The following is a 26,039-nucleotide window of genomic DNA, read 5'->3' as shown; positions in this document are numbered from 1 at the left end:
TCGTACAGACCCTAGGCGGTAGCAGACCTGGTGAACATCACACGCTGGGCTAACATGATAAATAAATAAAAGCCAAAATTAAACAACGCAATCCACTGCAGCATACTGCCTCTGAACATACTCAAAAACAAGAAAATCTCAGACATGAAGATAAACAAGAAAACCGGACCACCTTTAAACCTAAGGGCGTACAGAGTACAGATGAAGACCGAGTAGACGAAAATCGGAATAAACCAGAATATGTATGCACCGTAGTTTAGATACAACTCAGTCTCAATCGGCCACTGCTGAGTCGCAGACTCGTCAAACCATTGCGATGGGAAATAAATAGAAGTCAGCCACCGACTAATGTCATGAAGATAGTCAGGCGAAGGAACACCGACAAACGTCAGCCACTTGTTAACAGGATACTCCATGGTCATGAAGTACTCGGGTGACATATCCCTCAAAATACTATCATGCAGAAATATAGTATTGAAGTAAGTCAAGAAGTACTCAAGCAACATCTCCGGCGTACTATAAAAGCCATTGGATCGCACATACATGGCCCCAGAAAACAAAAAAACAAAACCGAAGAACAAAAACGCACCTTGCCGAAGGTTAAGCCTGGCAACAGCCAACCAAGGGAGGCTAAAGAAGATTCCAAATAGAAATATTCTGCTCTTGACACCCTGCAAGTAGGCACAGAAGGCAAGCACCATTACCACAAACACAAAAAGCACCACACTGCGGCGCCCCGTAGTACGGCAATAGAACCCAAGCCAAAAAGCCAGAAAATTGGACCACATGATAAGTAGATAATTAACTACCCCATATCCCTTTTTCTTCGAAAGGTAAGTTTCGCTATAGTCACCCACCCAGGCTTCCACCCCTCCTGTCACCTGGAGAAAATAGAAACAGCCCAACAGCAAAGCAAGCGCGCAAACAAATATTGCATAAGGCCTCGCCCGATAACTGTAGACAACATCCACTTTTTCGACACTGTCCAGCAACACTTCCAATAACCGAACAAAATAGAAAAACAAGGTAAACACGTATAAATAGGAAAGTATCGCCTCCTGCGAAACCTTGCTCCAATCGTTCATCTTCCCCCATGGCAATACGTAATCCCAAGACAACCACTCCAGGACATAAAAGAGTGTCGCGGGAAATACCAGATATAAAAAATAATTACCAAAAACGACATTAGACGGACATATGATCCTCTTGTTCCTGAAAAGAACAAAGGAAAACAATATAAACAGTATGGCAACTAGTATCATTTACGCAGAACGTCCTTGCGCAATATCACAAGCTCAGGCGTGTTATTTATGCGACTCATTAGGCTCAACCTTGGACGGTCACAATGTAAAGCCGTCATCTACTACAATATTTTGTCCATTCACATAGCGCGACTGTTCGGAGAGCAAGAACACAATAGTTCCAAGCACATCTTCGATATCCAGCATCCCTTTGCCCAGACAAGAACTTTTATATCGACTCAGAAACGCCTCAGGTTGCTTATCGCGAATACCACCCGGACTTACACAATTAGAGCGGAAACGGCTATCAGAAACAAATGTGGTCACGTATTTGCTCAGATGGATCAATGCCGACTTTATCGCGGCGTACTCCACCGGCATGGTCATTGGCGTCCCTTCATATACTTCAAACTTCGGCGGAATGACACCATATACGGATGAAATATTTACAAGCGAAAACTCCCGCTGACTCCGCTTGAAGTAGCGCGCACATTCCTGAATAAATAAGAATGACGAACCAAGGTGCATCGAAACATTATCATTAAAGTCCTCTAGCTCCACCTCGAAGAAGCCTCGACCGTACTGCTTGTTGCGCGGGTAGGCACAGTTTACTGCGCCATCCAGCCCACGGGTATTGCTGAAAAAATCAACAACATCGGCTTTCCTGCCAATGTCCATGGCGCATACTGTCAATCCCGGATTGGTTGAATAGCCGGACGCGCTCAAACGATCAAGCAGTCGCGCTTCCTCCAGATCGACAGCCACAACCTGGGCACCTTCGTCCAGTAACCGACATACCAAGCTACTTCCCAACAATCCAGCAGCGCCTGCTACCAGTATTTTCTTATTATTCAACATTCTTCAGTTCCGCTTCCGCGAGAAATATCTCGGCCAATTTAAAATCATAGATGTCGTCTATATCGACAGCCCGCTCTCGCGGAACGATAACTGAACTGACAGTACCTGCGAAAAGTTTTTCTTGCTGAAGAACAAATTCAGGCCGGACGACATAAGCAACCGTGGTCATGTCATAGACTTTTGGTGCATCTTGACGACGATGAAATGTCCTATCAGCGCACACGAGAGAGCTGAGTCCCTCATCATCACGCACCACCATATTAAAATATGGGCTCCGTGCCGCCTCGGTAACGGTAACCACCACATCAACCTCAGCTTTTACAGCCTCAAGACAACGCAACACGTCCTCCTTGCTACGCAGCGGGCTGGTAGCCGGCAAGCTCACAAAAAGGTCGAAGTGTTCACCTCTACTTTCTAAGTAGCGTATTGCGTGCTGCCAGGCGTGCCACTCAGAGGCATGATCGGTTGCCAGTTCGTCAGGGCGCTCAATGACTTCTGCACCATACTGCCTGGCGACAGAGGCGATCGCTTCACAGTCAGTGGATACAAATACCTTGCTTATTTGAGGCAGCGCTTTGGCAACCTCAATAGATCTTGCCAGCAGCGGTTTGCCGCCAAGGAGCTTGATGTTTTTTCCGGGCAACCCTTTGGAGTTTCCCCGTGCAAAAACGAATGCGTATACCCTAGTCATTGAAACTCCCTCATGACGATGACAGAACTTGTTGTAGAGGACTGTTTTAGCGCCTCTACGAGCCTGAGAGTTTCAATGCCTTGCTCCAAGGTAACCCACGGTGCCCGCCTGCCATGTGCCATATCAACGAACGCATTCAGTTCGTCAACATACATTTGATTCCGGTCATACTCCGGATCATCATGAAGAACGCTATCTACTCCACCACGGTTTCTCAATACAACTCGATTTTCGAGGATATCCCACTCCAGCGTCGCATTTTCCGCTACGATCTTACACCGCCGAACGGGCGCTCGCTGCAGGAAGTCCATGTGTAAATTCACGATGTAACCCTCTTGGGTTCTCATCAGTGCATCTACAGTGTCCTCGACATCAAGCTGTAAACGACCGGATGTCCGCGCATGACAATAAACAGACTCAATCCGTCCAAATAACCACTGTATATAATCGAGCTCATGACTCAGTTCCAACAGTGCGCCCCCGCCCAGCGCTCGCTGCGCAGAAACATTCTTCCGATAATCACTATCTGGACGCCAATCAGGAAGGTACTGGCCCACCTCGCTCGAGACAGAGAGAATAGAGCCTAAGCTTGTGCTTTCTACAACAGCCTTGACCACAGCCGCAGACGGCATGAATCTCAAGTTGTAGGCCACTGCGAGTTTGTCATTATAAAGACGCAAAGTTTCCGCGTGGGTTCTGAAGTTGATCAGGGAATCACTCAGAGGCTTTTCCACTAGTACCGTGAAACCCGCAGACAATAGTAGCGCCGCTTGTGTAACGTGAAGTGGCGCGGGAGATGCGATAATGGCATAACCCGGCCCACCTTCAATGGTATGAGCCAGGGACGGGCAAGCCATGACACTCTCCGGAAGTTCGGAGATATTCAGCTCACGACCCGACGCGGAAACACACTGTATCGAGGCCTCGGGATAGGTGGCGCGAATGTTGCTCATATGGCGGCGAGCAATACTCCCACTGCCCACGACGACAAAACGCTCAGGAATGGTCATAAGCTCGAAAATTCCTGCTGGGCACGCTGAAAATCTTCCATACGACCAATATCCAACCAATATTCGTGGACAGGGAACATATTCACATGATGTTGCTGCGCAATCTGCTGTTCAAGCAATGTTGGCATGTCAATATGCGTGCCTGGCCTTACGCTCTTCACAAGCTCAGGAGACAACAAATAGATCCCCGCATTAATGAAAAACTTGTGAACCGGTTTCTCAACCATTGATCGAATCCGGTGCCCTTCACTCTCAACTACACCGTAGGGTACAGTGTATTCATACTCTCGAACGCACATGGTCGCTACGGCACCATTGCCCTCATGGAAATCCAATAAATTCAGGAAATTTAGGGTTGTCAACAAATCGCCATTCATCAGGAACAGAGGCATGTCGATTTCGTCCTGAGGCAGGAGGCCCAAAGCCCCTCCTGTGCCTAGAGGCTGCTCTTCATGAACATAGCGGATCTCAACTCCCCACTGGCTTCCATCACCGAAATGTTCTCGAATCATTTCCGGCATGTAATGCGTCGAAATAAAAAAACGATGGAACCCAGCACTGATAAACCGTTCAAGTATGATTTCAAGGATGGGTTTTTCTCCGACCTTGAGCAAGGGTTTCGGGCAGTGCTGGGTCAATGGTCGCAAACGGGTACCAAAACCACCAGCCATCAAGAAAACCGGATTATCTAATCGGGGCTTATTCAGCAAGTCATGCAGTGTTTGCAGGCCAATGACTCTTCGTTGCTCATCCAGCACAGGCAACTGTAAAAGCGAGTACTTTTCCATCACTGACAGGATGCGATCCGTCCCCCAATCGCGCTCAGCGGTACGTGGTGTCGTGCACATGATTTGATGCACAGGCGTGTTCAAGGGGCACTGTTTAAGCAGCGCCCTCCTTACATCTCCGTCAGTGAGAGTTCCCAGAAGCTGCCGGTGACCATCTACAATCATCACAATACGAACAGCAACACGATCTAGAGTCGCAATCGCCTCTTCAATAGTGCAACCAGGACTGATAAGCGTTTTTTCCCACTGCTTCATTGCATTCCTTCTCTAGAAAAATCAGCCTTCCCGCAACGGGCGAGGGTAAACCGAAGGCCCTTTGATGACGCTGCGAGGCGGCACGTCTCTCACGACAACCGTGCCTGCACCAATCACTGCATGTTCGCCAACTACAACACCTGGTGTAACCGTGGCACCGCTACCGACGTATGAGCCATGAGCCACCGTCACGCCACCACACAGAACAACCCCAGGGGCAATGTGGACCTGCGAAGCGATGGTACAATCATGATCTAGGCTAGCCCGCGTATTGATAGTCGAATTCGCCCCTATTCGCACGTCCGGCTGAACAATGGCCCCCGCCATGATTTGAACGCCATCGCTTAACTCGACCGATTCGTCTACCCATGCACTGGGATGAATCAGCGGCGGAAAAACGAAACCTAAAGCCCGAGCCTTATCATAGATGCGCTGGCGGAGGTCCTTGCCAACGAGTTGGCCGACGCCATTGACCAACCCAACACTTGAGATGTCGAGCCCATCGAGCACTTCATCTCCTCCTAGCACCTTGACTCCTCGCCAGAGACTCGTGCCTGCATGGACAAGATTAGGATCGCAAACCCCAAGGAGCTTTCGCCCAGAAACATCGATCAGTGACCTTAGCACCTTTGCATGCCCACCTGCTCCAAGCAGGACCAGCGGCATGTCCTCATGGGCGAACGGCTTCATTTTTCCAGAGTCTCACCTGCCAAAAAGGCCCGTTTGCTCGTGCTGCCCACCAGCTCCCACAACACAGTAGGCGGCAATCCGAAGCCGCTACGAGCAGTAGTGAGATCGTCTCTCGAGATAACACTACCGACAGCAATATCTCGAGCTGCAACTACCTGCTGGCGCGCAGCCTTTCTGGTGTCCCACTCACTGGGTTGTGGTGCTTTACAGGGATCCCCCAGCGCCAGTTGCAATGAACGTATCTGGCTCACCATCATACTCAGCTCGTGGGGCTCCAACGATGCCTTGTGATCAGGTCCTGGTAGGCCTCGATCAATAGTGAAGTGCTTTTCTATCACTGTAGCTCCTCGAGCCACGGCAGCGATGGGGATAAGACAGCCCTCTGTGTGATCCGAATAGCCTACTGCGAGCCCAAAAGCTCTAAGTGTATCCATTGCCAAGAGGTTAACCTCTTCGGGCGGAGTCGGATACTGGGAGGTGCAATGAAGCAATGTGACATGCCCCTGCAGCCGAAGTCGACTGGAAGGCAGACTCCAGTTGCGCCAGACTTCCTCCATGCAACCAGGCTCAGAATCGCTATTCAACGCATGCGCTACAATAGCAAGCCCCTGCTCTACCTCGCTCAGCGTTGCCATTCCAGTGGAAAGAATCAACGGCTTTCCAGTCTTGGCGAACTGCCACAGTAGAGGGCCATTTGTCAACTCACCGGAGGGCACCTTGAATACGGGCAAATCCATTTCAGTCAGAAATTTCAAACTCCCCGTATCAAACGCTGTAGAAAGAAATTGAATGCCTTGGGATCGCGCATATGCTTGCAATTCATAATGCCACTCTTGGGGCAGTTCGAGCTGTCTCAGCATCGCCAACTGGCTTTCATCGGCGTCAGTACTACGTGTTTGATACTTAGCTTTTGGAGCCGATTTCGAAGCAAGCCGCTTGGCATCGAACGTCTGAAACTTTACCGCATCCGCACCTGCCTGCGCAGCGGCATCGATTAACTCAAATGCCAGCTCGCGCTTGCCATTATGATTGACACCGGCTTCAGCAATAACGAAGACTGATTGGTCACTCGATAATTTCATAATTTAACTCAAGTCGTAAAATGGCTTGACAATGGTGGCGGGTTGGAAGCGCTCAAGAGCGCTCACAATCTGCTTCGAAGCATCACCGCATCCATAGGGGTTTACAACCGACTGACAAAGCAGTTCAAAATCTGCCGTCAGAACATGACGTAACGCCCCTACTATAGCTTCGACCTCTGGCTTGCAGTCAAACACCGACTTGGCGGCCAACCGCCCTTTTTGTCTGACGCCTATATTGACAGTCGGCACGTGAAATGAGGGCACTTCAATGATACCGCTAGAAGAGTTACCCACTACGGCATCGGCCAACGCTACAACACTCAGGTAACGCTTGAAACCAAGCGACGGAATAGCAAGCACTCGACCGGCGGATTGATGAGCATAGGCCTCTAGCATCGGGATGATTGCTCGCCCGCCATTGTCAGCATTAGGATAGGTGATAATCACCTTATGCTCAGGAAAACGATCCAATGCCTCCAGCAGCGCCCTGAAGCTGAACTCCGGACTTTCTTCCGCCAATGTCACAGGATGATACGTCACCAAAAAGAACGGTGACGAGATATCAAACTGGAGGCTTTCGGAAAGCTCATCACGCCCCATCAACGGGGTACGCTTCAAGTGGTCGATCCCAATCGCTCCAACATTGAAAACCCGATCGGGGGACTCACCCAGCTGAATAACTCGCTGGCGATAAGGCTCGGCCGATACAAAGTGCAGATAGGATAGTTTACTGATCGCATGACGAATAGCATCATCATAGGCACCTTCTGTCACTTCCCCTCCATGGAGGTGTGCGACCGGTATTTTCATAATCAACGCAGACTGAACGATTGCCAGCGCTTCAAAACGATCACCTAGAACCACCAGCACGTCTGGACGAAGGCGATCCAGGGCATCGGCAAAGCCCAAGATGCCTACACCTATAGATTTGACGACCCCCACATCCGAATCGGAGGAAAGTAGCATCTCTACTTTTGCATCAATTGGAAAACCATCACGCTCGATATCTTTCCATGTATCCCCAAACTCTGGGGACAGATGCATACCTCCAACGACGACCTGGAGCTGAAGTCGCGCACTTGCCTTAACATCGCTCATCAAGCTATGCAGCAATCCGTACTCGGCGCGCGTCCCAGTGAAAATCGCCACCTTGACCTTCAAACTGCATGCTCCGGCAAAACACTACTGGGTAAATTAACGATACGCTCCTCCAGCCATTGAGCATTCGGCAGCTCTCCGCGCAGGCAATGAGAATATGCTGGCAAGTGAGTCATTAGCTGCCAAATGGGCCGCGTCATAACACCGGAACGATTGCTGTACTCCAGCAATGCATCACGCTGCTGTACATCTGGGCACAAAACAGCATTCAGCCAATAGTTGGAACGGCACCCCTCCGGCTCTACCACAAAGGTCAGCGGGGTCTCTGAGAAAAATGCCTGATAACGCTCAGCCAACAGCCGCTTTGAAGCGATGAAGCCCTCTAAAAGCTCGAGTTGCGCACACCCCAAAGCGGCATTTATGTTGGGCATTCGGTAATTGTACCCAACCTCATCATGCATGTATTCGAAAGCATGTGGCACTTTGGCGGTCGTAGTGAGGTGTTTAGCGCGCACGGCTAAAGCCTCCCCTGCCAGTATCATGCCCCCGCCCCCAGTCGTTATGATTTTGTTGCCATTAAAGCTCAGCGTACCGATCAGGCCAAACGTTCCCGTCTGCTGACCTTTATAGAGACTGCCTAACGATTCTGCAGCATCCTCCACCATAGCCAGGCCCCAACGACTACAAACGTCCACCAACGCATCGAGTTCAACAGGATGACCGAAGGTATGCATAGGTACACAAGCCCGAAGGACACGATCGCCAGTGCGTGTACGACAGACGCCGTCGATATCCCGGAATGCATTCTCGTGAAGCCATGCCTCAACAGCGGCGGGGGAAAGGCCAAGCGTATGACGATCCACATCAATAAAAACTGGCTCTGCACCACAATAGGCTATCGCATTACAGGTCGCAACAAAGGTGAGCGGCTGAGTAATAACCAGATCGCCAGGCTTGACACCAGCCAGCAACAAGCCAATGTGCAGAGCCGCAGTACCATTCACGGTCGCGACAGCACGAGGCGAACCGGTGTATACAGCCATGTCTCGCTCAAACCGGTCAACGAATGCGCCGACACTGGAAACGAAAGTCGATTCTACAGTCTCAACCACGTACTGCTTTTCTGCTCCAGTGAACGTGGGAGCATGAAGCGGGATGAAATCGTTTGTCGCGTACTGATCTCGGACAAAACCGATAAGCGCTTCGAACATGGACAGTCCTCAAACGTTGTAAAGATCAGCCTTGTACTTAGCCAGATTCTCTGGCTTAGTGAACCAATCGATTGTTTCTTGCAGACCCTGGCGAATCGAAAAACTGGGCTCAAACCCGGTCAAATTTCGAATTTTTGTATTATCGCACCACAGCCGGAAAACTTCGGACTTCCCGGGACGGAAGCGCTGCTCATCCGTAATGAACTTAACATCACTGTGCATCAGCTCACGAATAAGCTCCAGCGTGTCACCCACTGAGATTTCATAGTTCGAGCCTATATTAACTGTCTCTCCGACAGCCTTCTCGCATTGCGCGAGCTCGAGGAAACCGCGACAAGTATCAGCCACATAGTTAAAGTCGCGCGTAGGCGATACATCACCCAGCTTTATTTCCTTCTTACCACTGGCAATTTGCGTAATGATAGTCGGGATCACCGCCCTGGCCGATTGACGTGGCCCATAAGTATTGAAGGGGCGCGCTATCGTCAGCGGAAGATCAAAAGCATTGAAAAAACTCATCGCCATGGCATCAGCGCCAATCTTCGACGCACTGTAGGGCGACTGCGGCTGGATGGGATGCTTTTCATCAATAGGCACATACTGAGCCGTCCCATACACTTCACTAGTAGAAGTGTGAATCACGCGCCCAACACCATTATCAAGCGCCGCCTGACAAATATTAAGCGTACCCTTTACATTAGTATCAACATAACTATCGGGGGCCACATAGGAATAAGGAATCGCAATCAGTGCCGCCAGATGAAAAACAGTATCTACACCCTTGGTAATATGCTTACAGTAATGAGGGTCGCGCACATCACCATTCAGGATCTCTACCTGACCCAGGCAATCCACATCCTCAAGCCAACCCCAGTAATTGAAGGAGTTATACTGGGAGAGCGCCTTGACCTCAAACCCCTCTCGAACAAGGAGCTCTGTCAGATGAGAACCAATAAAACCATCTGCCCCGGTAACCAATACTTTCTTCATGCACTGACCCTAATTCATTTCAATACTGACACACCGAGATGAGCATCAGAAAATTCGTATCATTTCACCAAAAGATGGCAATAGGCTTGCAACCACCCGGCACCATGAGCTACTGAAGACTCAATCTACCGCCTTCAGCGCCTGGATGCTAGCCTCCACAATCTTCGGCCTATCAGACGTAAACGGTACGTTTCTGAGCGCTGCATAACGTCGCAAAACAGCCATTATAGCGCCTACGATCACACCGAGAAGCGCTCCAAAAGAAATCAAAATCAGCCTCATCGGCTTGATGGGCTCCGACGGCGCCAGCGCCGGTTGCTCAACCTCCACCAGACGCAACCCCGCCAATGTCGAGTCCTGTGCTCCGAGAAGCGCCTGCTCCGTACGCTTAGCACTCGTCCCTGCCACGAACAAAGCGTCCTCTTTACGTCGCTGGAGCACTTCAATCTGCCGGTCAACACTCAACATTTGAAGTTCTTTCTGTATCTCGGCAACCCGTCGGTTGGTAAAGTCATCAGAATCACGCTTGCGCAAGACTGCTTGCTCCGCCTCGAGCACGTCCGTGCCAAGAAAGTAAAGCGGCTCCTTCTGACTGCTGATTTCGGTGCGAATGACATTCCCTCCCGCTGCCATACCCGACTCACCCAGGAGCGATGCAGTCGTTGGGCGCTTAAGCCCCAAAGACCTGGCCACCGCAATGGCCTCTTCCAGCTCATGCAGTCGATTGGCCCGCTGCGTTTTCAGCTCAACACGAAGTGCACCCAGCTCATCCTGCAAAACCGCACGCCGAAGGATATTTTGCTCACGCAACTTAGCAATCTGCGCAGATTTTTCGTGCTCATACACCATTTGCAAGGAGTCGATCTGGGAGGCCAACCCTTCCACTCGACTACGTCGGGTACTCTCGACATCGTGACGAACAGCCTCCTCCTCTCCTTTCACAACGAATGCGACGTAGTCATTGAGCATACGAACACCATCGACCCCCTCAGGATAGGTCATGGTGATTTGCAGACGCCCCTGCCCAAAGTCCCGCTCCGCAACAGGCATTACAACCTTGAGCATCTCGGTGTTAAACATCCGAAGCACTTGCTCATCTGTGAGCCCAGCGCGCTTGTAAGGGGAAAAGAGATCTTGATGCTGCTCGTAAAATTTCTTACGAATATCATATGACTCCAATGCCGCGCCGAACCGAAGCAGTGCCGACACAGGAGAAACGTCGTAGAGCCCCGTTCTTTTCAACGCATCTAGACTGGATTGAGAAGCAGGGCGTAATATATTTTTTACCTGATAAACAGGCGTCGCCAGGAAATAAGCATAGACCACGCACATCGCCGTAAAAACCAACGCCACAGTCGCAACCAACAAGCGCTGCCGCCAAATAGTCTGAGCAATAATAAACAGATCAAACTCAACACGACGAGAAAGAGAAACACCACCTAGACTTTCCACAATTACCTGCCTTGAATTAATCCGTATTCGCCTACAGGCTAATCTCGATCAGCACTCGAGGATAGCGCACACACCACCCCCATTAGCCAGATGGAGCAAGACTTACCATTTTGCCACACCTCTGACAAAACTCAAATCTTTTGCCGCAATGAGGCCAGGCAACCGCCTTTGCGTCCGATGACATCCTCTAAAACACCCTCGAAGCCTCTGGACGCCTGTTTTCCATAGCCCCCATCAGCCCCGCAAGCAATATTTAACTTCCCAAGCCGGCCTGACATAGGCGCAGTTTTTTGCAGAGCATCGACGAATCAAGCTTCGCCACCCGATACAGCCTGATGAGCAGAGCGCTATGGACACGCTACCCCAACCCATGAGCATGAGCATGAGCAGCATGAGCAGCATGAGCACCACGCCCCGCCACCCCCCCCTTGCCACGGCCTATTTGCACACTCGCAACCAACCAAACCAACCACCGACCAAGCGCTAAAGCAGCCGCACGCCAAATTCGACACTCAAGATCTCACTGCCTCGAAGAGTGGACATACGATAACCAATACCATCCACAGAAAGGGCAATGAAACCAAGGAAACGAGAACACCTGGAGAGCTCGGACCCGAGCGAGCCAAGATGAAGATCAATCATCTACTCAGGCTCACGCAGCCGCTACCGCACAGAAAATACAATCCATCTTATTTATAAAGCGACCAGCCATAGCGCCGCAATCAGAGCCAAACTAATCTGCCTGCACTCACTAATGAATCAGACAAGCCACCCCGACACATGAATGATATTTTTTGGAGGCAACCGAGCGAAAGGGGCTACAGCTCAACCCTGAAGGACCGCCCCCCCTTTCCAATACTACTCACGAATCAATTATCTACTCGCTCTTGCACCTAAAGCGATGCAGATTCCCTCTCAGATAAGAAAGCAGAGCCAGAACCACCCCCAACACTGCCCCCAGCATCACCCCGAGCACAACGATGAGCAGCTTTTTAGGCTTGATCGGAGCATCCGGCAACTCGACACCCCCATCCTGGCGAAAGACCTGCAGACCCTCCGAAGCAACATTCAATTTACGTAGAAAATGAATTTGCCCCTCACGACTCCGAAGCCCATCAATGAACGAATCATCCGAGACTCGATTCGCCAGGTTGTCGATCTCCGCCTCCAGAGCCCTGCTACCCCTCATATACAGCCGCGCCCCACCCTCATCGGCTGACAACCCACCATACAAACTATTAGAGACAATAGGCGGAGACACAATATTCACCGCCCGCGCAACCTTCAACGCCTCTTTTAACTGAGCAATGCGGTCCTTGCGCTGCCTGGCCGTACTTTCCCTGGCCATCTCGACCTGCTGCTCAAGACTCTCAGCCAGCACAAGAGCATCCGAACGAGCATCCTCGATCACTTCAAGCTTTGTACGGGCTGCCGCCATCTCCACAAACGCCTGCGCCCAATCTACTGAGCGCCGAGCATCAGAAGAGCGCACCACAACAGTGAAACGCCCAGACGCCTCCTTTCCATCCCCCTTAAGAGTCACAGCCTCTTTGAAAAGACGATAGAGTCCATCCTGCGATCCCGCGCGCTCCCGACTTGACAGACTGGGAAGGTAATATTTCAAGAAAAAGTCTCTAGACAAGGATTCGGACTGAAGATTTCGAACATATACACCATAAACATCCTTGACCGAAAACAAACTTAAGCCACTTCCATTTCCTCTACCGTAGTTTAATCGAGCGATATCAGTCTGCACGGGCGGCTGCACGATGACTTTAGACTCATATACAGGAGCAACCATCCACGCATATATAGCCGCCAGCACCCCTCCCGCAAGGGCAGCGAGAAATATTGTGACTTTTCGCAACCACAGCCACTCAAGCAAGTCGAACAAGTCAGATTCGCCACCACTCCGGTGCTCACGTTCATTGCGCATTTCTCTCTAATTCCTTGGGTCCGTGTAATCTTGAGCACAAGTCAAATTCTTAACCATCCCCCAGCATAGTAGATGGCATTGTGAAATGCCCCACCCCATGCATGAGACTAGCCATTCATGGAGCACTCAACCGAAACTTAGTTCCATCGAACCGATCAACGCGCCCAAGCCCAGCAGAGAGGTGCCGCGAGCTTGTGACACTCCTTACCTTGCCCGACCTGAACTTACACACCACAACCGATCATCTTAAGGATAGATGACTATTGACTTGCTGGAGCAGATTCAGATGTTTGGCGCCCCGACGACGAGCCACCACTACGCGCAATGCAAGGCCTACCTGAGCAACCAGCAAATATGCTCAAGCAGATTGAAGGAAGAGTGAAAAACAGAAAATGAATGCAGCCCATTGCGAATCGAACAAGAGAGATATCCGTCGCAGCTTGACCAGCCCTGACGCCCCCCCCGTAAAGACACCCCAGCCAGTCCAGCAAGAGAACGGAATTAGCATTACCCCCACCGACAAAGGGAGAAGTCTATCTCATATGTAGGAAAATTCTTTTAATTGTTATGCGATGCTGCAGGATGCACCCTGTGCCTCTCACGCCTCGATCCGTAAGCACCAAATAATGTACCGACAACCAACCCAACAAGCAAAGTCGCCAATACCAGCACCGCCACGGGAAAACCCGGTGCAACCCAACCAAACATGATCAATGAAACATCCTGACGATTCTCCAGCACGAAGAACAACACCACAGCCGCCAGCAGTAGCACGAACAGCACCGTCAGGGCACGCTTGAGACTACGCATCACATCACTCCTTTTCACTCAATGGGTCACATGCTCATCTTCATTGACCCGATCACGCAGCTCCTTACCGGGCTTGAAATGCGGCACATACTTACCTTCGAGGCTGACCGACTGGCCGGTCTTGGGATTGCGCCCTACCCGCGGTGCGCGATAGTGCAGGGAAAAGCTGCCAAAGCCACGGATCTCGATACGATCCCCGGTCGCCAGGCACTGCGACATCTGCTCAAGCATGGTCTTGATGGCCAGCTCGACGTCCTTGGACGAGAGCAGCCCCTGATGGGTGACAATACGTTCGATCAGCTCCGACTTCGTCATATTTTTCCCTTCGTTATCAAGCAGCTAGATCATTGCTTAATCAGTTTGTAGCACGCTCCGGCGGATTTGAACAGGGTGGTTCTTGACTAAACAAAAAAATTCAAGATAAGGCGCAGCACGGGCTATCCCCCCCACACGAACGCGAGCGCACTGCGACGCAACTTTACAGGCGAGTGGTAAAGCCTACGGCCCACACATCGCCCACGAGCACAGAAATATCTACAAACCCTGTAGGAACAAGCTGTTTTGGCTCCTCCAGGCAAATCACTGTCTAGTCCTGAAATAGGTTTACACCCGTCCAGGTAGGCCGACAGGCCTCAAAACGCCCGATGCACCGCATCGGGCATTTTGTTTTTCAGGGCCATATGGGGCCGTTCTGTGTTGTAGATCTGCACTGCCTCATCAACCATCTTCCTCGCCTGCTCACGATCTTCAGGGCTCCTCGACAGCAGCTCCGTCTTGAGGATTCCGTTGATTCGCTCGGCCAGCGCGTTCTGGTAGCAGTCATACCCATCGGTCATGGAGCACTGAACGCCGTGCCGTTGATGCAGTGACTGGTATAGCACCGAGCAGTATTGGATGTCTCGATCCGAATGGTGGACTAATGGCTGGCGATGACGTCGCTTCCGTAATGCCTGCTTGAAAGCTTGCGCCACCGACTCGGCATGCAGGCTTTCATGGACGTGGTGGCCAACGATTTTCCTAGCGTACGCATCCGTTACCAGGCTCAGATACAGCGGGCCGTTACGTGCGGGCAGATAAGTAATGTCGGCCACCCAGACGTGCTCTGGCCTTGTCGGTACGACTTGGCTTGGACCGGGCTTAAGTAAGCTGGGATGACGGTAAAAGCGATGAAAGCTCTGTGTTGTCTTGTGATACGCCCGCTTAGACAGTACTAGCAAGCGGCGCTCACCCAAGACCTGGAAAAGCCTGTCTCGGCCCACCTGGACTCGTCTGTCAGGTTGGCAATGCAGCAAATAGTGCAGCTTGCGTGTCCCCAGACGAGACTGACGCATCCGGATTTGCTGTACGAACTCAATCACTCGATCCGTCTGGCGCTTTTTGTCATCAGCGGCCTGGTTGCGCTTGTAGTAAGCCTGTCGACTGATGCCTAGAAACTGACAAGCCCTGGCAATGCTCAGTCCTGCAACTTGACCTTGCGTGAGGACTTGCCGGATCGCTTTTTTACGACCGATACACCGTATTCATTTTTTAGAACATCAACGACCGTCTCAAAGAACTGAGCCTTCTGGCTCATCAGCAAGCTGCTGCTCAAGTTCTTTGATTCGCTGCTCTGGAGTGAGCGTTTTGGGGTCAGACATCGCGCAGCTCCTCTCGTCGCGGATCGAGGCCCCCTGGCTCCAATCCTGCCGACCGTGCTTACGCAACCATACCAGAACCGTAGATTTTCCTTGGATGCCGTACCGCTCCCGGGCCTGGGTGCAGGTCAGCTCGCCTTTTTCGATCTGATCGACTACTGCCAATTTAGAAGACAGCGAGTAATCACGCTGTGTGCGCTTTACACCTTGATCCATCTGACTCTCCGGAAATTCGGGATGGGAGGTGTAAACCTTATTCAGGACGGGACACACAGGCACAAAAAAGGGCGACCCGAGGGTCGCCCTTTTTACCGATCAAACAGAACTCAGTTCTGCTTGGCCATAGCTTCGCGCAGCAGCGCGGCCATGGTGGTGTCGGCAGCCGCTTCCGGAGCGTTTTTCAGGCTCTGGATGGCTTCGCGCTCTTCAGCATCGTCCTTCGACTTGATGGACAGGCTGATGACGCGGGACTTGCGGTCGACGCTGATGATCTTGGCTTCGATCTCTTCGCCTTCCTTCAGCACGTTACGAGCGTCTTCAACGCGGTCACGGCTGATTTCGGAAGCTTTCAGAGTAGCTTCGATGTCGTCGGCCAGGGTCACGATAGCGCCCTTGGCATCAACTTCCTTGACGATACCTTTGACGATAGCGCCCTTGTCGTTGATCGAAACGAAGTTGGAGAACGGATCGTCTTCCAGCTGCTTGATGCCCAGGGAGATGCGCTCGCGCTCTGGATCAACCGACAGGATGACGGTTTCCAGCTCGTCGCCCTTCTTGAAGCGACGCACGGCTTCTTCGCCGGCTTCGTTCCAGGAGATGTCGGACAGGTGAACCAGACCGTCGATGCCGCCGTCCAGGCCGATGAAGATACCGAAGTCGGTGATCGACTTGATGGTACCGGTGATCTTGTCACCCTTGTTGAACTGGCCTGAGAAGTCTTCCCATGGGTTGGACTTGCACTGCTTGATGCCCAGGGAGATACGACGACGCTCTTCGTCGATGTCCAGAACCATGACTTCCACTTCGTCGCCAACCTGAACGACTTTCGACGGGTGGATGTTCTTGTTGGTCCAGTCCATTTCGGAAACGTGTACCAGACCTTCAACGCCTTCTTCCAGCTCAGCGAAGCAGCCGTAGTCGGTCAGGTTGGTAACGCGAGCAGTCACGCGGGTGCTCTCTGGGTAACGGGCTTTGATAGCAACCCATGGGTCTTCGCCCAGTTGCTTCAGGCCCAGCGAAACGCGGTTGCGCTCACGATCGTACTTCAGGACCTTGACGTCGATCTCGTCACCAACGTTGACGATCTCGGACGGGTGCTTGATACGCTTCCAGGCCATGTCGGTGATGTGCAGCAGACCATCGACGCCGCCCAGGTCAACGAACGCACCGTAGTCGGTGAGGTTCTTGACGATACCTTTGACCTGCTGGCCTTCCTGCAGCGATTCCAGCAGAGCTTCGCGCTCGGCGCTGTTTTCGGCTTCCAGGACGCTACGACGGGAAACGACAACGTTGTTGCGCTTCTGGTCCAGCTTGATGACCTTGAATTCCAGCTCTTTGCCTTCGAGGTGGGTGGTGTCGCGCACTGGGCGGACATCAACCAGGGAGCCCGGCAGGAACGCACGGATGCCGTTAACGTCGACAGTGAAGCCGCCTTTAACCTTACCGTTGATAACGCCCTTGACCACTTCTTCGGCAGCGAAAGCAGCTTCCAGAACAATCCAGCACTCGGCGCGCTTGGCTTTTTCACGGGACAGCTTGGTTTCGCCGAAGCCGTCTTCGACCGCGTCCAGCGCAACGTGAACTTCGTCACCGACCTTGATGGTCAGTTCGCCGGTTTCGTTGTAGAACTGCTCGAGCGGGATGACACCCTCGGACTTCAGGCCAGCGTGTACGGTAACCCAGTCGCCGTCGATGTCGACAACGATACCGGTGATGATTGCACCCGGCTGAAGATTGAGGGTTTTCAGGCTTTCTTCAAAGAGTTCTGCAAAGCTTTCGCTCATTTTAATTCCTGTAGATTCGGGCGAAAAAGACGCCCATAGCCACATTCCAGACAATGTGGGTTTCGTTAAGTTAAGGAGCGCTGGCAGGACGTTGACTGGTGCCCCTGCCGGCCCTCCTCTCCATCAGGCCAGGTCGCGCAGGGCGAGCTCGCTTCTGATGCGTTGCAGCACCTGCTCGATGGACAACTCCGTGGAATCCAGCTGGATTGCATCGGCCGCCGGCTTGAGCGGGGCCACTGCACGCTGGGTGTCGCGCTCATCACGCGCACGGATCTCATCTAGCAGACTCGACAGACTAACATCTTCGCCCTTGCCCTTCAACTGCAGGTAACGGCGACGGGCACGCTCCTCGGCACTGGCGGTAAGGAACACCTTCAACGGCGCGTCCGGGAATACCACGGTGCCCATGTCGCGACCGTCGGCAATCAGCCCGGGGGCTTCACGGAAAGCACGCTGGCGCTGCAGCAGCGCCTCGCGCACCGCGGGCAGCGAGGCGACCATCGAGGCCCCGGCACCGACTGTCTCGGTGCGGATGGCATTGCTGACATCCTCACCTTCAAGAATGATCTGCTGCAGCTTGCCCGGCTCCGCCGCGACGAACTGCACGTCCAGATGCGCGGCCAGCGCCTTGAGCAGCTCTTCGTTGGTCAGGTCGACGCCATGGTTAGTGGCGTTGAACGCCAGCAGGCGGTACAGGGCACCGGAATCGAGCAGGCGCCAGCCCAGCTCGCGGGCCAGCAGGCCCGCCACGGTACCCTTGCCCGAGCCGCTCGGCCCGTCGATGGTGATGACCGGTGCTTGCGAATTCACGACTTGCCCTCTTCGGCGACGCGGATGCCGACTTCCTTGCACAGTGCCAGGAAGTTGGGGAACGACGTGGCGACGTTGGCGCAGTCATGGATCACGATCGGCGCGCTGGCGCGCAGCGAGGCGATGCTGAAGGCCATGGCGATGCGATGGTCGCCGTGGCCGTGCACTTCGCCGCCGCCGATCTGGCCGCCATCGATGATGATGCCGTCCGGGGTCGGCTCACACTTCACGCCCAGGGCGATCAGGCCGTCAGCCATCACCTGGATGCGGTCCGACTCCTTGACCCGCAGCTCTTCGGCGCCACGCAGCACGGTACGCCCTTCGGCGCAGGCGGCAGCGACGAACAGCACCGGGAACTCGTCGATCGCCAGCGGCACAAGCTCTTGCGGGATGTCGATACCCTTGAGCCTGGCGCCACGCACGCGCAGGTCGGCCACCGGCTCGCCGCCGACTTCACGCTGGTTTTCCAAGGTGATGTCGCCGCCCATCAGGCGCAGGATGTCGATAACGCCGGTGCGGGTCGGGTTGATGCCGACGTGTTCCAGGACCAGCTCGGAACCCTCGGCGATGGACGCCGCCACCAGGAAGAACGCCGAGGAGGAAATGTCCGCCGGCACTTCGATGCGGGTAGCAGTGAGCTTGCCACCGGACTGCAGGGAGGCTACCGGACCGTTCGACTCGACCGCGTAGCCGAAGCCGCGCAGCATGCGCTCGGTGTGGTCACGGGTCGGCGCAGGCTCGGTGACGGTAGTGGTGCCTTCGGCGTACAGGCCGGCCAGCAGCAGGCAGGACTTGACCTGGGCACTGGCCATCGGCAGCGTGTAGTTCAGCGCCTTGAGCTTGTGCCCACCGCGGATGGTCAACGGCGGACGACCTTCAGGGCCGGTCTCGACCACAGCACCCATTTCACGCAGCGGATTGGCCACGCGGTTCATCGGGCGCTTGGACAGCGAGGCGTCACCGGTCATGGTGGTGTCGAACGACTGCGCTGCCAGCAGGCCGGACAGCAGGCGCATCGAGGTGCCGGAGTTGCCCACGTACAGCGGGCCGGGCGGCGGCTTGAGGCCATGCAGGCCAACACCGTGAATGGTCACGCGACCGTGGTGCGGCCCTTCGATGACCACGCCCATGTCGCGGAAGGCCTGCAAGGTCGCCAGGGCGTCTTCACCCTCGAGGAAACCTTCGACTTCGGTCGTACCCTCGGCCAGCGAGCCGAGCATGATCGAGCGGTGGGAAATCGATTTGTCGCCAGGTACGCGGATCCGTCCGGACACGCGGCCACCCGGTTGGGCCAGGAAAATCAGATCGTTGGCGTTCATAGCGTCCACATAGGCCCGACGGGCAAGGATTTTACTGAAATGCTCGCGGGCAACCCGGGCGCGGGTGAACACGCCCAGCAGTTGGTGCCCGTCCCCAGCATCGACCGCGTCGCGCAGGGCGTCGAGGTCGCTGCGAAATGTATCGAGAGTGCGCAGGACCGCCTCGCGGTTGGCGAGGAAGATGTCATGCCACATGGTTGGGTCGCTGCCGGCGATTCTCGTGAAATCGCGGAAGCCTCCCGCAGCGTACCGGAAGATCTCCAGGTTTTCATTGCGCTTGGCCAGCGAGTCGACCAGGCCGAAGGCCAGCAGGTGCGGCAGGTGGCTGGTGGCGGCCAGCACTTCGTCATGGCGCTCCACCGACATGTGCTCGACATCGGCATCCAGCGCTCGCCAGAGGCGATCAACCAGGGCGAGCGCGCCCGGCTCGGTTTCCGCCAGCGGAGTGAGGATCACCTTGTGCCGACGGAACAACGCCGCATTGGAGGCCTCCACCCCACTCTGCTCGGACCCGGCGATCGGGTGCCCCGGCACGAATCGCGGCAGGCGCTCGGCAAACGCCTCGCGCGCGGCACGCACCACATTGCCCTTGGCACTGCCCACGTCGGTGATCACCGCATTACCCAGGTCGAGCTGGGCCAGGCGAGCCAGGACTTTCTCCATGGCCAGGATCGGCACAGCCAACTGGATGACGTCGGCACCGACACAAGCGGCCGCAAGGTCTGCCTCGCAGCGATCGACCACGCCAAGCGCCACGGCTTGTTTGCGTGACTCGGCGTCGAGGTCGACGCCGACCACTTCGCGGCACAGGCCACTTTCGCGCAGGCCCTTGGCGAAGGAGCCTCCGATCAGACCGAGGCCGACCACGACCAGGCGACCGACAACCGGTGCGGATTTGTTTGTTACAGCATCAACCACGAGTGCAAACCCTGTTCAGAAATCAAGACAGCCTGTAAGCCCATCGCGGGACAAGCCCGCTCCCACGAGACCCGCGATGAACCTTGAAACCTACGTCAGAGTACCGCTTTCGGATAAGAGCCCAGCACCTTCAGCGCGACAGCCTCCTGGCTGATCTGCTCGAGCACCGCCTTGATCAGCGGATCACGGTGATGGCCGACAAAGTCGATGAAGAACACGTAGGTCCACTTGCCGCTGCGCGACGGACGAGTCTCGATGCGCGTGAGGTCGATGCCGTTTTCGTGGAACGGCACCAGCAGCTCGTGCAGAGCACCCGGCTTGTTGCTCATGGAGACGATGATCGAAGTCTTGTCGTCGCCGGTCGGCGGTACTTCCTGGTTACCGATCATCAGGAAGCGCGTGGAGTTGTCCGGGCGGTCCTCGATCTTTTCGGCCAGACGGGTCAGACCATACAAGTTGGCCGCCATGTCGCCGGCGATCGCCGCCGAGTTCCACTCGCCCTTGACCCGCTTGGCCGCCTCGGCGTTGCTCGACACAGCCACGCGCTCGACGTTCGGGTAATGGGCGTCCAGCCACTTGCGGCACTGGGCCAGCGACTGGGCATGGGAGTAGATGCGGGTGATGCTGTCGGTCTTGGTGTTCTCGCCCACCAGCAGGTGATGGTGGATACGCAGCTCGACCTCGCCGCAGATCACCATGTCATGCTCGAGGAAGCTGTCCAGCGTATGGCTGACGGCGCCCTCGGTGGAGTTCTCCACCGGCACCACGCCGAAATTGACCGCACCGGCCGCCACCTCGCGGAACACCTCGTCGATGGCCGCCATCGGGCGGCTGACCACGGCATGGCCGAAGTGCTTCATGGCTGCGGCTTGAGTGAAGGTCCCCTCAGGGCCGAGGTAGGCCACTTTCAGCGGCTCTTCGAGCGCCAGGCAGGAGGACATGATCTCGCGGAACAGCCGCGCCATCTCTTCGTTGTCCAACGGCCCCTGGTTACGCTGCATGACGCGCTTGAGCACCGCGGCCTCGCGCTCGGGGCGGTAGAACACCGGCGCCTCGCCTTCAGGCAACGATGCGGTCTTGACCTTGGCCACTTCCTGGGCGCAACGGGCGCGCTCGCTGATCAGCTCGAGGATCTTCTCGTCGAGGCTGTCGATGCGCACACGCAGGGCCTTGAGCTCCTGATCGGACATCAGCCGTGCTCCTTCTCGAATTCACCCATGTACTGCACCAGCGCCTCGACAGCCTCCAGGCCCAGGGCGTTGTAGATCGAGGCACGCATGCCACCGACCGAACGATGACCCTTGAGGTTGAGCAGGCCACGGGCATCGGCGCCAGCCAGGAAGGCTTTGTCCAGACGTTCATCGGCCAGGCGGAACGGCACGTTCATCCACGAACGGGCGTTGACGCTGATCGGGTTGGTGTAGAACTCGCTGGCATCGATGAAGCCGTACAGGCGCTCTTTCTTGGCGCGGTTGCGCTGCTCCATGGCCTCGACGCCACCCTGCTCCTTGAGCCACTCGAACACCAGGCCCGAGAGGTACCAGGAATAGGTGGCCGGAGTGTTGTACATCGAGCCGTTGTCGGCCGACACCTTGTAGTCGAGCATGGTCGGGCAGCTGCTGCGGGCACGACCCAGCAGGTCTTCGCGCACGATCACCACCACCAGGCCGCTCGGGCCGATGTTCTTCTGCGCGCCGGCATAGATCAGGCCGTACTGCGACACGTCGATCGGGCGCGACAGGATGTCCGAGGACATGTCGACCACCAGCGGGACGTCACCGGTTTCGGGCACCCAGTCGAACTGCAGGCCACCAATGGTCTCGTTGGACGCATAGTGTACGTAGGCGGCGTTGCGGGTCAGCTGCCACTCGTTCTGGCCCGGGATGGCCAGGTAGTCGTAGGGCTTGGCGCTGGCAGCAACGTTGATAGTGCCGAAGCGGCGCGCTTCCTCGATGGCCTTCTTCGACCAGATACCGGTCTCGACGTAGTCGGCGGTGCCATTTTCCGGCAGCAGGTTCAGTGGAATCTCGGCGAACTGCTGGCTGGCGCCGCCCTGCAGGAACAGCACCTTGTAGTTGGAGGGGACGGACAGCAGGTCGCGCAGGTCCTGCTCGGCCTTTTCGGCGATAGCCACATAGTCGTCGCTGCGATGGCTCATTTCCATCACCGACAGACCCTTGCCGCGCCAGTCCAGCATCTCGGCCTGGGCGCGCTGCAGCACGGCATCAGGAAGCGCGGCAGGGCCTGCGCAGAAGTTAAAGGCTCGTTTGCTCACATCCACTCTCGCTCTGCCAAATAGAACAAAATCGTAATTCGCTGCCGACCAGTCAAGACTGCGTCGCCGGCACCGGGGCTGCCTTGCAGCGCCAATGCCCCACCTTCATCAGTCAAACGGGGCGACCTTGGTCGCCCCGCTCGGGTTGTTGCATCGATTATTCCTGAGGCGCCTCTTCGGTGCCGGCATCGTCGTCGCCCACCGCATCGAGCGGGGCGCCCTCCTCGTCCGTCTCGATCAGTTCATCGAGCTCTTCCTCGGAGGGTTCCTGGACGCGCTCAAGCCCCACCAGCGTCTCGTCGGTGGCCAGCTTGATCAGCGTGACACCCTGGGTGTTACGGCCCAGGCTGGACACCTCGCCGACCCGGGTACGCACCAGCGTGCCCTGGTCGGAGATCAGCATGATTTCCTCGCCTTCCTGCACCTGGATAGCGCCGATCAGCAGGCCGTTGCGCCCCTTGGTGCCCATGGCGATCACGCCCTGGCCGCCACGGCCGCGACGCGGGAACTTGGACAGCGGGGTGCGCTTGCCAAAACCACGCTCGGAAGCGGTGAGGATCTGCGCGCCGGACTCCGGAATCAGCATGGAAATGATCTGCTGCCCCTTGCCCAGCTTCATGCCGCGCACGCCACGGGCGGTACGGCCCATCTCGCGCACCACGCTCTCGGCGAAGCGGATCACCTTGCCGGCGTCGGAGAACATCATGACTTCCTTGGCGCCATCGGTGATGGCGGCAGCGATCAGGGTGTCACCTTCCTTGAGCTTCAGGGCAATCAGGCCGTTGGAACGCGGACGGGCGAACTGCACCAGCGGAGTCTTCTTGACGGTACCGGAAGCAGTGGCCATGAAGATGTAGGCGCCGGTCGCTTCGGCGATCCACTCAGGGGTGTCGCCGTCTTCCTCGTCGATCTCCTCGGCCTCCACCAGCTCGCCTTCGATCACGCTGTCGTCGCTGTCTTCCAGTTCTTCCTCTGGATCTGCGTGCTGCTGCAGCGCCTCCAGGTCGATCTGCAGCATGGCGGTGATGCGCTCACCCTCCTCCAGCGGCAGCAGGTTGACCAGTGGGCGGCCGCGGGCGGCGCGGGAGGCCTCGGGAATCTCGTAGGTCTTCTTCCAGTACACCTTGCCCTTGCTGGAGAACAGCAACAGGGTGGCATGGCTGTTGGCGACCAGCAGGTGCTCGATGTAGTCCTCGTCCTTGACGCCTGTGGCCGACTTGCCCTTGCCACCACGGCGCTGGGCCTGGTACGCGGACAATGGCTGGGTCTTGGCGTAGCCACCGTGGGAGATGGTCACCACACGCTCTTCTTCCGGGATCATGTCACCGTAGTTGAGGTCGTGGCTGGCATTGAGGATTTCGGTGCGACGGGCATCGCCGTACTCGGCGCGGATCGCTTCAAGCTCCTCGCGGATCACTTCCATCAGGCGCTCGGCGCTGCTGAGGATGCGAATCAGCTCGCCGATCTGCTCGAGGATCTCCTGGTACTCGGCCAGCAGCTTCTCGTGCTCCAGGCCGGTCAGGCGGTGCAGGCGCAGCTCCAGGATCGCCTGGGCCTGTTCCGGCGACAGGTAGTACTTGCCTTCGCGCAGGCCGTATTGCTCCGGCAGGTCTTCCGGACGGCACGACTCGGCACCGGCACGCTCGACCATGACCTGCACCGCGCTGGACTCCCAGGCCGTGCTGATCAGTGCTTCCTTGGCTTCGGACGGCGTCGGCGAGGCCTTGATCAGGGCAATGACCGGGTCGATGTTGGACAGCGCGACCGCCTGGCCTTCAAGGATATGGCCACGCTCGCGGGCCTTGCGCAGCTCGAACACGGTGCGGCGGGTGACCACCTCGCGACGGTGGCGAACGAACGCCTCGAGCAGGTCCTTGAGGTTCAGCAGGCGCGGGCGACCGTCGATCAGGGCAACGATGTTGATGCCGAACACGCTCTGCAGCTGGGTCTGCTGGTAGAGGTTGTTGAGCACCACCTCCGGCACCTCGCCGCGGCGCAGCTCGATGACGATACGCATGCCGTCCTTGTCGGACTCGTCGCGCAGCTCGGTGATGCCTTCGATCTTCTTCTCTTTGACCAGCTCGGCGATCTTTTCGATCAGGCGCGCCTTGTTCAGCTGGTACGGCAGCTCGGTGACCACGATCTGCTGGCGGCCGCCGACCTTGTCGATGTCCTCGATCTCGGAGCGGGCACGCATATAGATGCGGCCACGGCCGGTGCGATAGGCCTCGATGATGCCCTGGCGACCATTGATCAGGCCCGCTGTCGGGAAGTCCGGCCCCGGGATGAACTGCATCAGTTCATCGACCGTGATGTCGGAGTTGTCGATCAGCGCCAGGCAGCCATCGATCACTTCGCCGAGGTTGTGCGGCGGAATGTTCGTCGCCATGCCCACGGCGATACCGCTGGAACCGTTGACCAGCAGGTTGGGGATCCTGGTCGGCATGACCGCCGGGATCTGCTCGGTACCGTCGTAGTTCGGCACCCAGTCGACAGTTTCTTTGTGCAGGTCGGCCAGTAGCTCATGGGCCAGCTTGGACATGCGCACTTCGGTGTATCGCATGGCCGCGGCGTTGTCGCCGTCCACCGAACCGAAGTTGCCCTGGCCATCGACCAGCAAATAGCGCAGCGAGAATGGCTGGGCCATGCGCACGATGGTGTCGTACACGGCGGTGTCGCCGTGCGGGTGGTACTTACCGATCACGTCACCGACCACACGGGCGGATTTCTTGTACGGCTTGTTCCAGTCGTTGCCCAGTTCGCTCATCGCATACAGAACGCGGCGATGCACGGGCTTCAAGCCGTCACGCGCATCGGGCAGCGCTCGCCCGACAATAACGCTCATCGCGTAGTCGAGGTAAGACTGTCTCAGTTCGTCTTCGATATTGACCGGGAGGATTTCTTTGGCCAGTTCGCCCATGAGAAGCCTGATTCCTTTTTCTGGTGAAACTTCGCCTGATCCCTCGAA

20 protein-coding genes and 1 pseudogene are annotated in these 26,039 nt (G+C 55.7%); all 21 read right to left on the bottom strand.

All coding sequences use genetic code 11. The annotated features are described in order from the left end of the window. Nucleotides 1-11 precede the first annotated feature (11 nt). The 21 genes and pseudogenes from OH705_RS15375 to gyrA all read right to left on the bottom strand — a co-directional run bounded on the left by OH705_RS15375 (nt 12) and on the right by gyrA (nt 25,991). On the bottom strand, nt 12-1,085 hold the full coding sequence (locus OH705_RS15375) for a hypothetical protein (RefSeq protein ID WP_267302474.1): 1,074 nt from the start codon (nt 1,083-1,085) through the stop codon (nt 12-14). Nucleotides 1,086-1,340: 255 nt separating this feature from the next. Next, nucleotides 1,341-2,099: an oxidoreductase gene (locus OH705_RS15370; RefSeq protein ID WP_267302473.1), complete on the bottom strand. Its 759-nt coding sequence runs from the start codon at nt 2,097-2,099 to the stop codon at nt 1,341-1,343. Next, a complete protein-coding gene (locus tag OH705_RS15365) occupies nt 2,089-2,790 on the bottom strand; it encodes a cytidylyltransferase domain-containing protein (RefSeq protein WP_139672831.1) in 702 nt (233 codons plus the stop codon). Before OH705_RS15365 ends, OH705_RS15370 begins: the two co-directional genes overlap by 11 nt. After that, nucleotides 2,787-3,800 (bottom strand): Gfo/Idh/MocA family protein, encoded by a 1,014-nt coding sequence (locus OH705_RS15360; protein ID WP_267302472.1) that lies wholly within the window; start codon nt 3,798-3,800, stop codon nt 2,787-2,789. Before OH705_RS15360 ends, OH705_RS15365 begins: the two co-directional genes overlap by 4 nt. Then, a complete protein-coding gene (locus OH705_RS15355) occupies nt 3,797-4,843 on the bottom strand; it encodes a nucleotidyltransferase family protein (RefSeq protein WP_267302471.1) in 1,047 nt (348 codons plus the stop codon). Before OH705_RS15355 ends, OH705_RS15360 begins: the two co-directional genes overlap by 4 nt. Nucleotides 4,844-4,864: 21 nt before the next feature. Further along, the gene (locus OH705_RS15350; protein ID WP_088851827.1) at nt 4,865-5,533 is read right to left on the bottom strand and encodes an acetyltransferase; all 669 of its coding nucleotides are present in this window, start codon (nt 5,531-5,533) and stop codon (nt 4,865-4,867) included. Beyond that, nucleotides 5,530-6,615, bottom strand: a complete 1,086-nt coding sequence (gene neuB, locus OH705_RS15345; protein ID WP_267302470.1) for an N-acetylneuraminate synthase — start codon at nt 6,613-6,615, stop codon at nt 5,530-5,532. The genes OH705_RS15350 and neuB overlap by 4 nt, the downstream gene beginning before the upstream one ends. A gap of 3 nt (nt 6,616-6,618) precedes the next feature. Next, on the bottom strand, nt 6,619-7,776 hold the full coding sequence (gene neuC, locus OH705_RS15340) for a UDP-N-acetylglucosamine 2-epimerase (RefSeq protein WP_267302469.1): 1,158 nt from the start codon (nt 7,774-7,776) through the stop codon (nt 6,619-6,621). Continuing rightward, nucleotides 7,773-8,924, bottom strand: coding sequence for a LegC family aminotransferase (locus tag OH705_RS15335; protein WP_267302468.1), 1,152 nt, complete (start codon nt 8,922-8,924; stop codon nt 7,773-7,775). Before OH705_RS15335 ends, neuC begins: the two co-directional genes overlap by 4 nt. A gap of 9 nt (nt 8,925-8,933) precedes the next feature. Next, complete coding sequence (locus OH705_RS15330; protein WP_267302467.1) at nt 8,934-9,914, bottom strand: NAD-dependent 4,6-dehydratase LegB; 981 nt, start codon at nt 9,912-9,914, stop codon at nt 8,934-8,936. Nucleotides 9,915-10,034: 120 nt separating this feature from the next. Next, nucleotides 10,035-11,366: a Wzz/FepE/Etk N-terminal domain-containing protein gene (locus tag OH705_RS15325; RefSeq protein ID WP_267302466.1), complete on the bottom strand. Its 1,332-nt coding sequence runs from the start codon at nt 11,364-11,366 to the stop codon at nt 10,035-10,037. An 877-nt stretch (nt 11,367-12,243) separates the two neighbouring features. Beyond that, a complete protein-coding gene (locus OH705_RS15320; RefSeq protein ID WP_267302465.1) occupies nt 12,244-13,302 on the bottom strand; it encodes an LPS O-antigen chain length determinant protein WzzB in 1,059 nt (352 codons plus the stop codon). 558 nt (nt 13,303-13,860) lie between these two features. Beyond that, entirely contained in the window at nt 13,861-14,112 is a 252-nt protein-coding gene (locus tag OH705_RS15315) for a DUF1049 domain-containing protein (RefSeq protein ID WP_267302463.1), read from the bottom strand. A gap of 18 nt (nt 14,113-14,130) precedes the next feature. Next, the gene (gene ihfB, locus OH705_RS15310) at nt 14,131-14,427 is read right to left on the bottom strand and encodes an integration host factor subunit beta (protein WP_139672864.1); all 297 of its coding nucleotides are present in this window, start codon (nt 14,425-14,427) and stop codon (nt 14,131-14,133) included. A gap of 317 nt (nt 14,428-14,744) precedes the next feature. After that, nucleotides 14,745-15,962: pseudogene (locus tag OH705_RS15305) on the bottom strand (IS3 family transposase). Nucleotides 15,963-16,072: 110 nt separating this feature from the next. After that, nucleotides 16,073-17,749 carry a 30S ribosomal protein S1 gene (gene rpsA / locus OH705_RS15300; protein ID WP_023630827.1) on the bottom strand — a complete coding sequence of 559 codons (1,677 nt, stop codon included), beginning with the start codon at nt 17,747-17,749 and terminating at the stop codon, nt 16,073-16,075. A gap of 123 nt (nt 17,750-17,872) precedes the next feature. Continuing rightward, nucleotides 17,873-18,559, bottom strand: a complete 687-nt coding sequence (gene cmk, locus OH705_RS15295) for a (d)CMP kinase (RefSeq protein WP_267302462.1) — start codon at nt 18,557-18,559, stop codon at nt 17,873-17,875. After that, nucleotides 18,556-20,796, bottom strand: coding sequence for a bifunctional prephenate dehydrogenase/3-phosphoshikimate 1-carboxyvinyltransferase (locus OH705_RS15290; RefSeq protein WP_267302461.1), 2,241 nt, complete (start codon nt 20,794-20,796; stop codon nt 18,556-18,558). The genes cmk and OH705_RS15290 overlap by 4 nt, the downstream gene beginning before the upstream one ends. A 95-nt stretch (nt 20,797-20,891) precedes the next feature. Further along, the gene (gene pheA, locus OH705_RS15285; RefSeq protein WP_094010729.1) at nt 20,892-21,986 is read right to left on the bottom strand and encodes a prephenate dehydratase; all 1,095 of its coding nucleotides are present in this window, start codon (nt 21,984-21,986) and stop codon (nt 20,892-20,894) included. Next, nucleotides 21,986-23,071, bottom strand: a complete 1,086-nt coding sequence (gene serC / locus OH705_RS15280; protein ID WP_046857873.1) for a 3-phosphoserine/phosphohydroxythreonine transaminase — start codon at nt 23,069-23,071, stop codon at nt 21,986-21,988. Before serC ends, pheA begins: the two co-directional genes overlap by 1 nt. Before the next feature lie 157 nt (nt 23,072-23,228). Next, nucleotides 23,229-25,991 (bottom strand): DNA gyrase subunit A, encoded by a 2,763-nt coding sequence (gene gyrA / locus OH705_RS15275; RefSeq protein WP_267302460.1) that lies wholly within the window; start codon nt 25,989-25,991, stop codon nt 23,229-23,231. Nucleotides 25,992-26,039 lie beyond the last annotated feature (48 nt).

Origin of the sequence: Pseudomonas sp. BJa3 (genome assembly GCF_026343815.1) — a bacterium.
Lineage (GTDB): Bacteria > Pseudomonadota > Gammaproteobacteria > Pseudomonadales > Pseudomonadaceae > Aquipseudomonas > Aquipseudomonas soli.
Note: the sequence above shows the minus strand (reverse complement) of the source record. Positions and strands in the feature narration are given on the sequence as shown.

Bases quoted from the DNA above. Each gene is read 5' to 3' on its own strand.
- OH705_RS15330 (WP_267302467.1), bottom strand. From the start codon at position 9,914: ATGAAGAAAGTATTGGTTACCGGGGCAGATGGTTTTATTGGTTCTCAT.
- ihfB (WP_139672864.1), bottom strand. From the start codon at position 14,427: ATGACGAAGTCGGAGCTGATCGAACGTATTGTCACCCATCAGGGGCTG.
- OH705_RS15315 (WP_267302463.1), bottom strand. From the start codon at position 14,112: ATGCGTAGTCTCAAGCGTGCCCTGACGGTGCTGTTCGTGCTACTGCTG.
- neuB (WP_267302470.1), bottom strand. From the start codon at position 6,615: ATGAAATTATCGAGTGACCAATCAGTCTTCGTTATTGCTGAAGCCGGT.
- gyrA (WP_267302460.1), bottom strand. From the start codon at position 25,991: ATGGGCGAACTGGCCAAAGAAATCCTCCCGGTCAATATCGAAGACGAA.
- pheA (WP_094010729.1), bottom strand. From the start codon at position 21,986: ATGTCCGATCAGGAGCTCAAGGCCCTGCGTGTGCGCATCGACAGCCTC.
- OH705_RS15350 (WP_088851827.1), bottom strand. From the start codon at position 5,533: ATGAAGCCGTTCGCCCATGAGGACATGCCGCTGGTCCTGCTTGGAGCA.
- OH705_RS15335 (WP_267302468.1), bottom strand. From the start codon at position 8,924: ATGTTCGAAGCGCTTATCGGTTTTGTCCGAGATCAGTACGCGACAAAC.
- OH705_RS15365 (WP_139672831.1), bottom strand. From the start codon at position 2,790: ATGACTAGGGTATACGCATTCGTTTTTGCACGGGGAAACTCCAAAGGG.
- OH705_RS15370 (WP_267302473.1), bottom strand. From the start codon at position 2,099: ATGTTGAATAATAAGAAAATACTGGTAGCAGGCGCTGCTGGATTGTTG.
- OH705_RS15360 (WP_267302472.1), bottom strand. From the start codon at position 3,800: ATGACCATTCCTGAGCGTTTTGTCGTCGTGGGCAGTGGGAGTATTGCT.
- OH705_RS15375 (WP_267302474.1), bottom strand. From the start codon at position 1,085: ATGAACGATTGGAGCAAGGTTTCGCAGGAGGCGATACTTTCCTATTTA.
- rpsA (WP_023630827.1), bottom strand. From the start codon at position 17,749: ATGAGCGAAAGCTTTGCAGAACTCTTTGAAGAAAGCCTGAAAACCCTC.
- OH705_RS15355 (WP_267302471.1), bottom strand. From the start codon at position 4,843: ATGAAGCAGTGGGAAAAAACGCTTATCAGTCCTGGTTGCACTATTGAA.
- OH705_RS15320 (WP_267302465.1), bottom strand. From the start codon at position 13,302: ATGCGCAATGAACGTGAGCACCGGAGTGGTGGCGAATCTGACTTGTTC.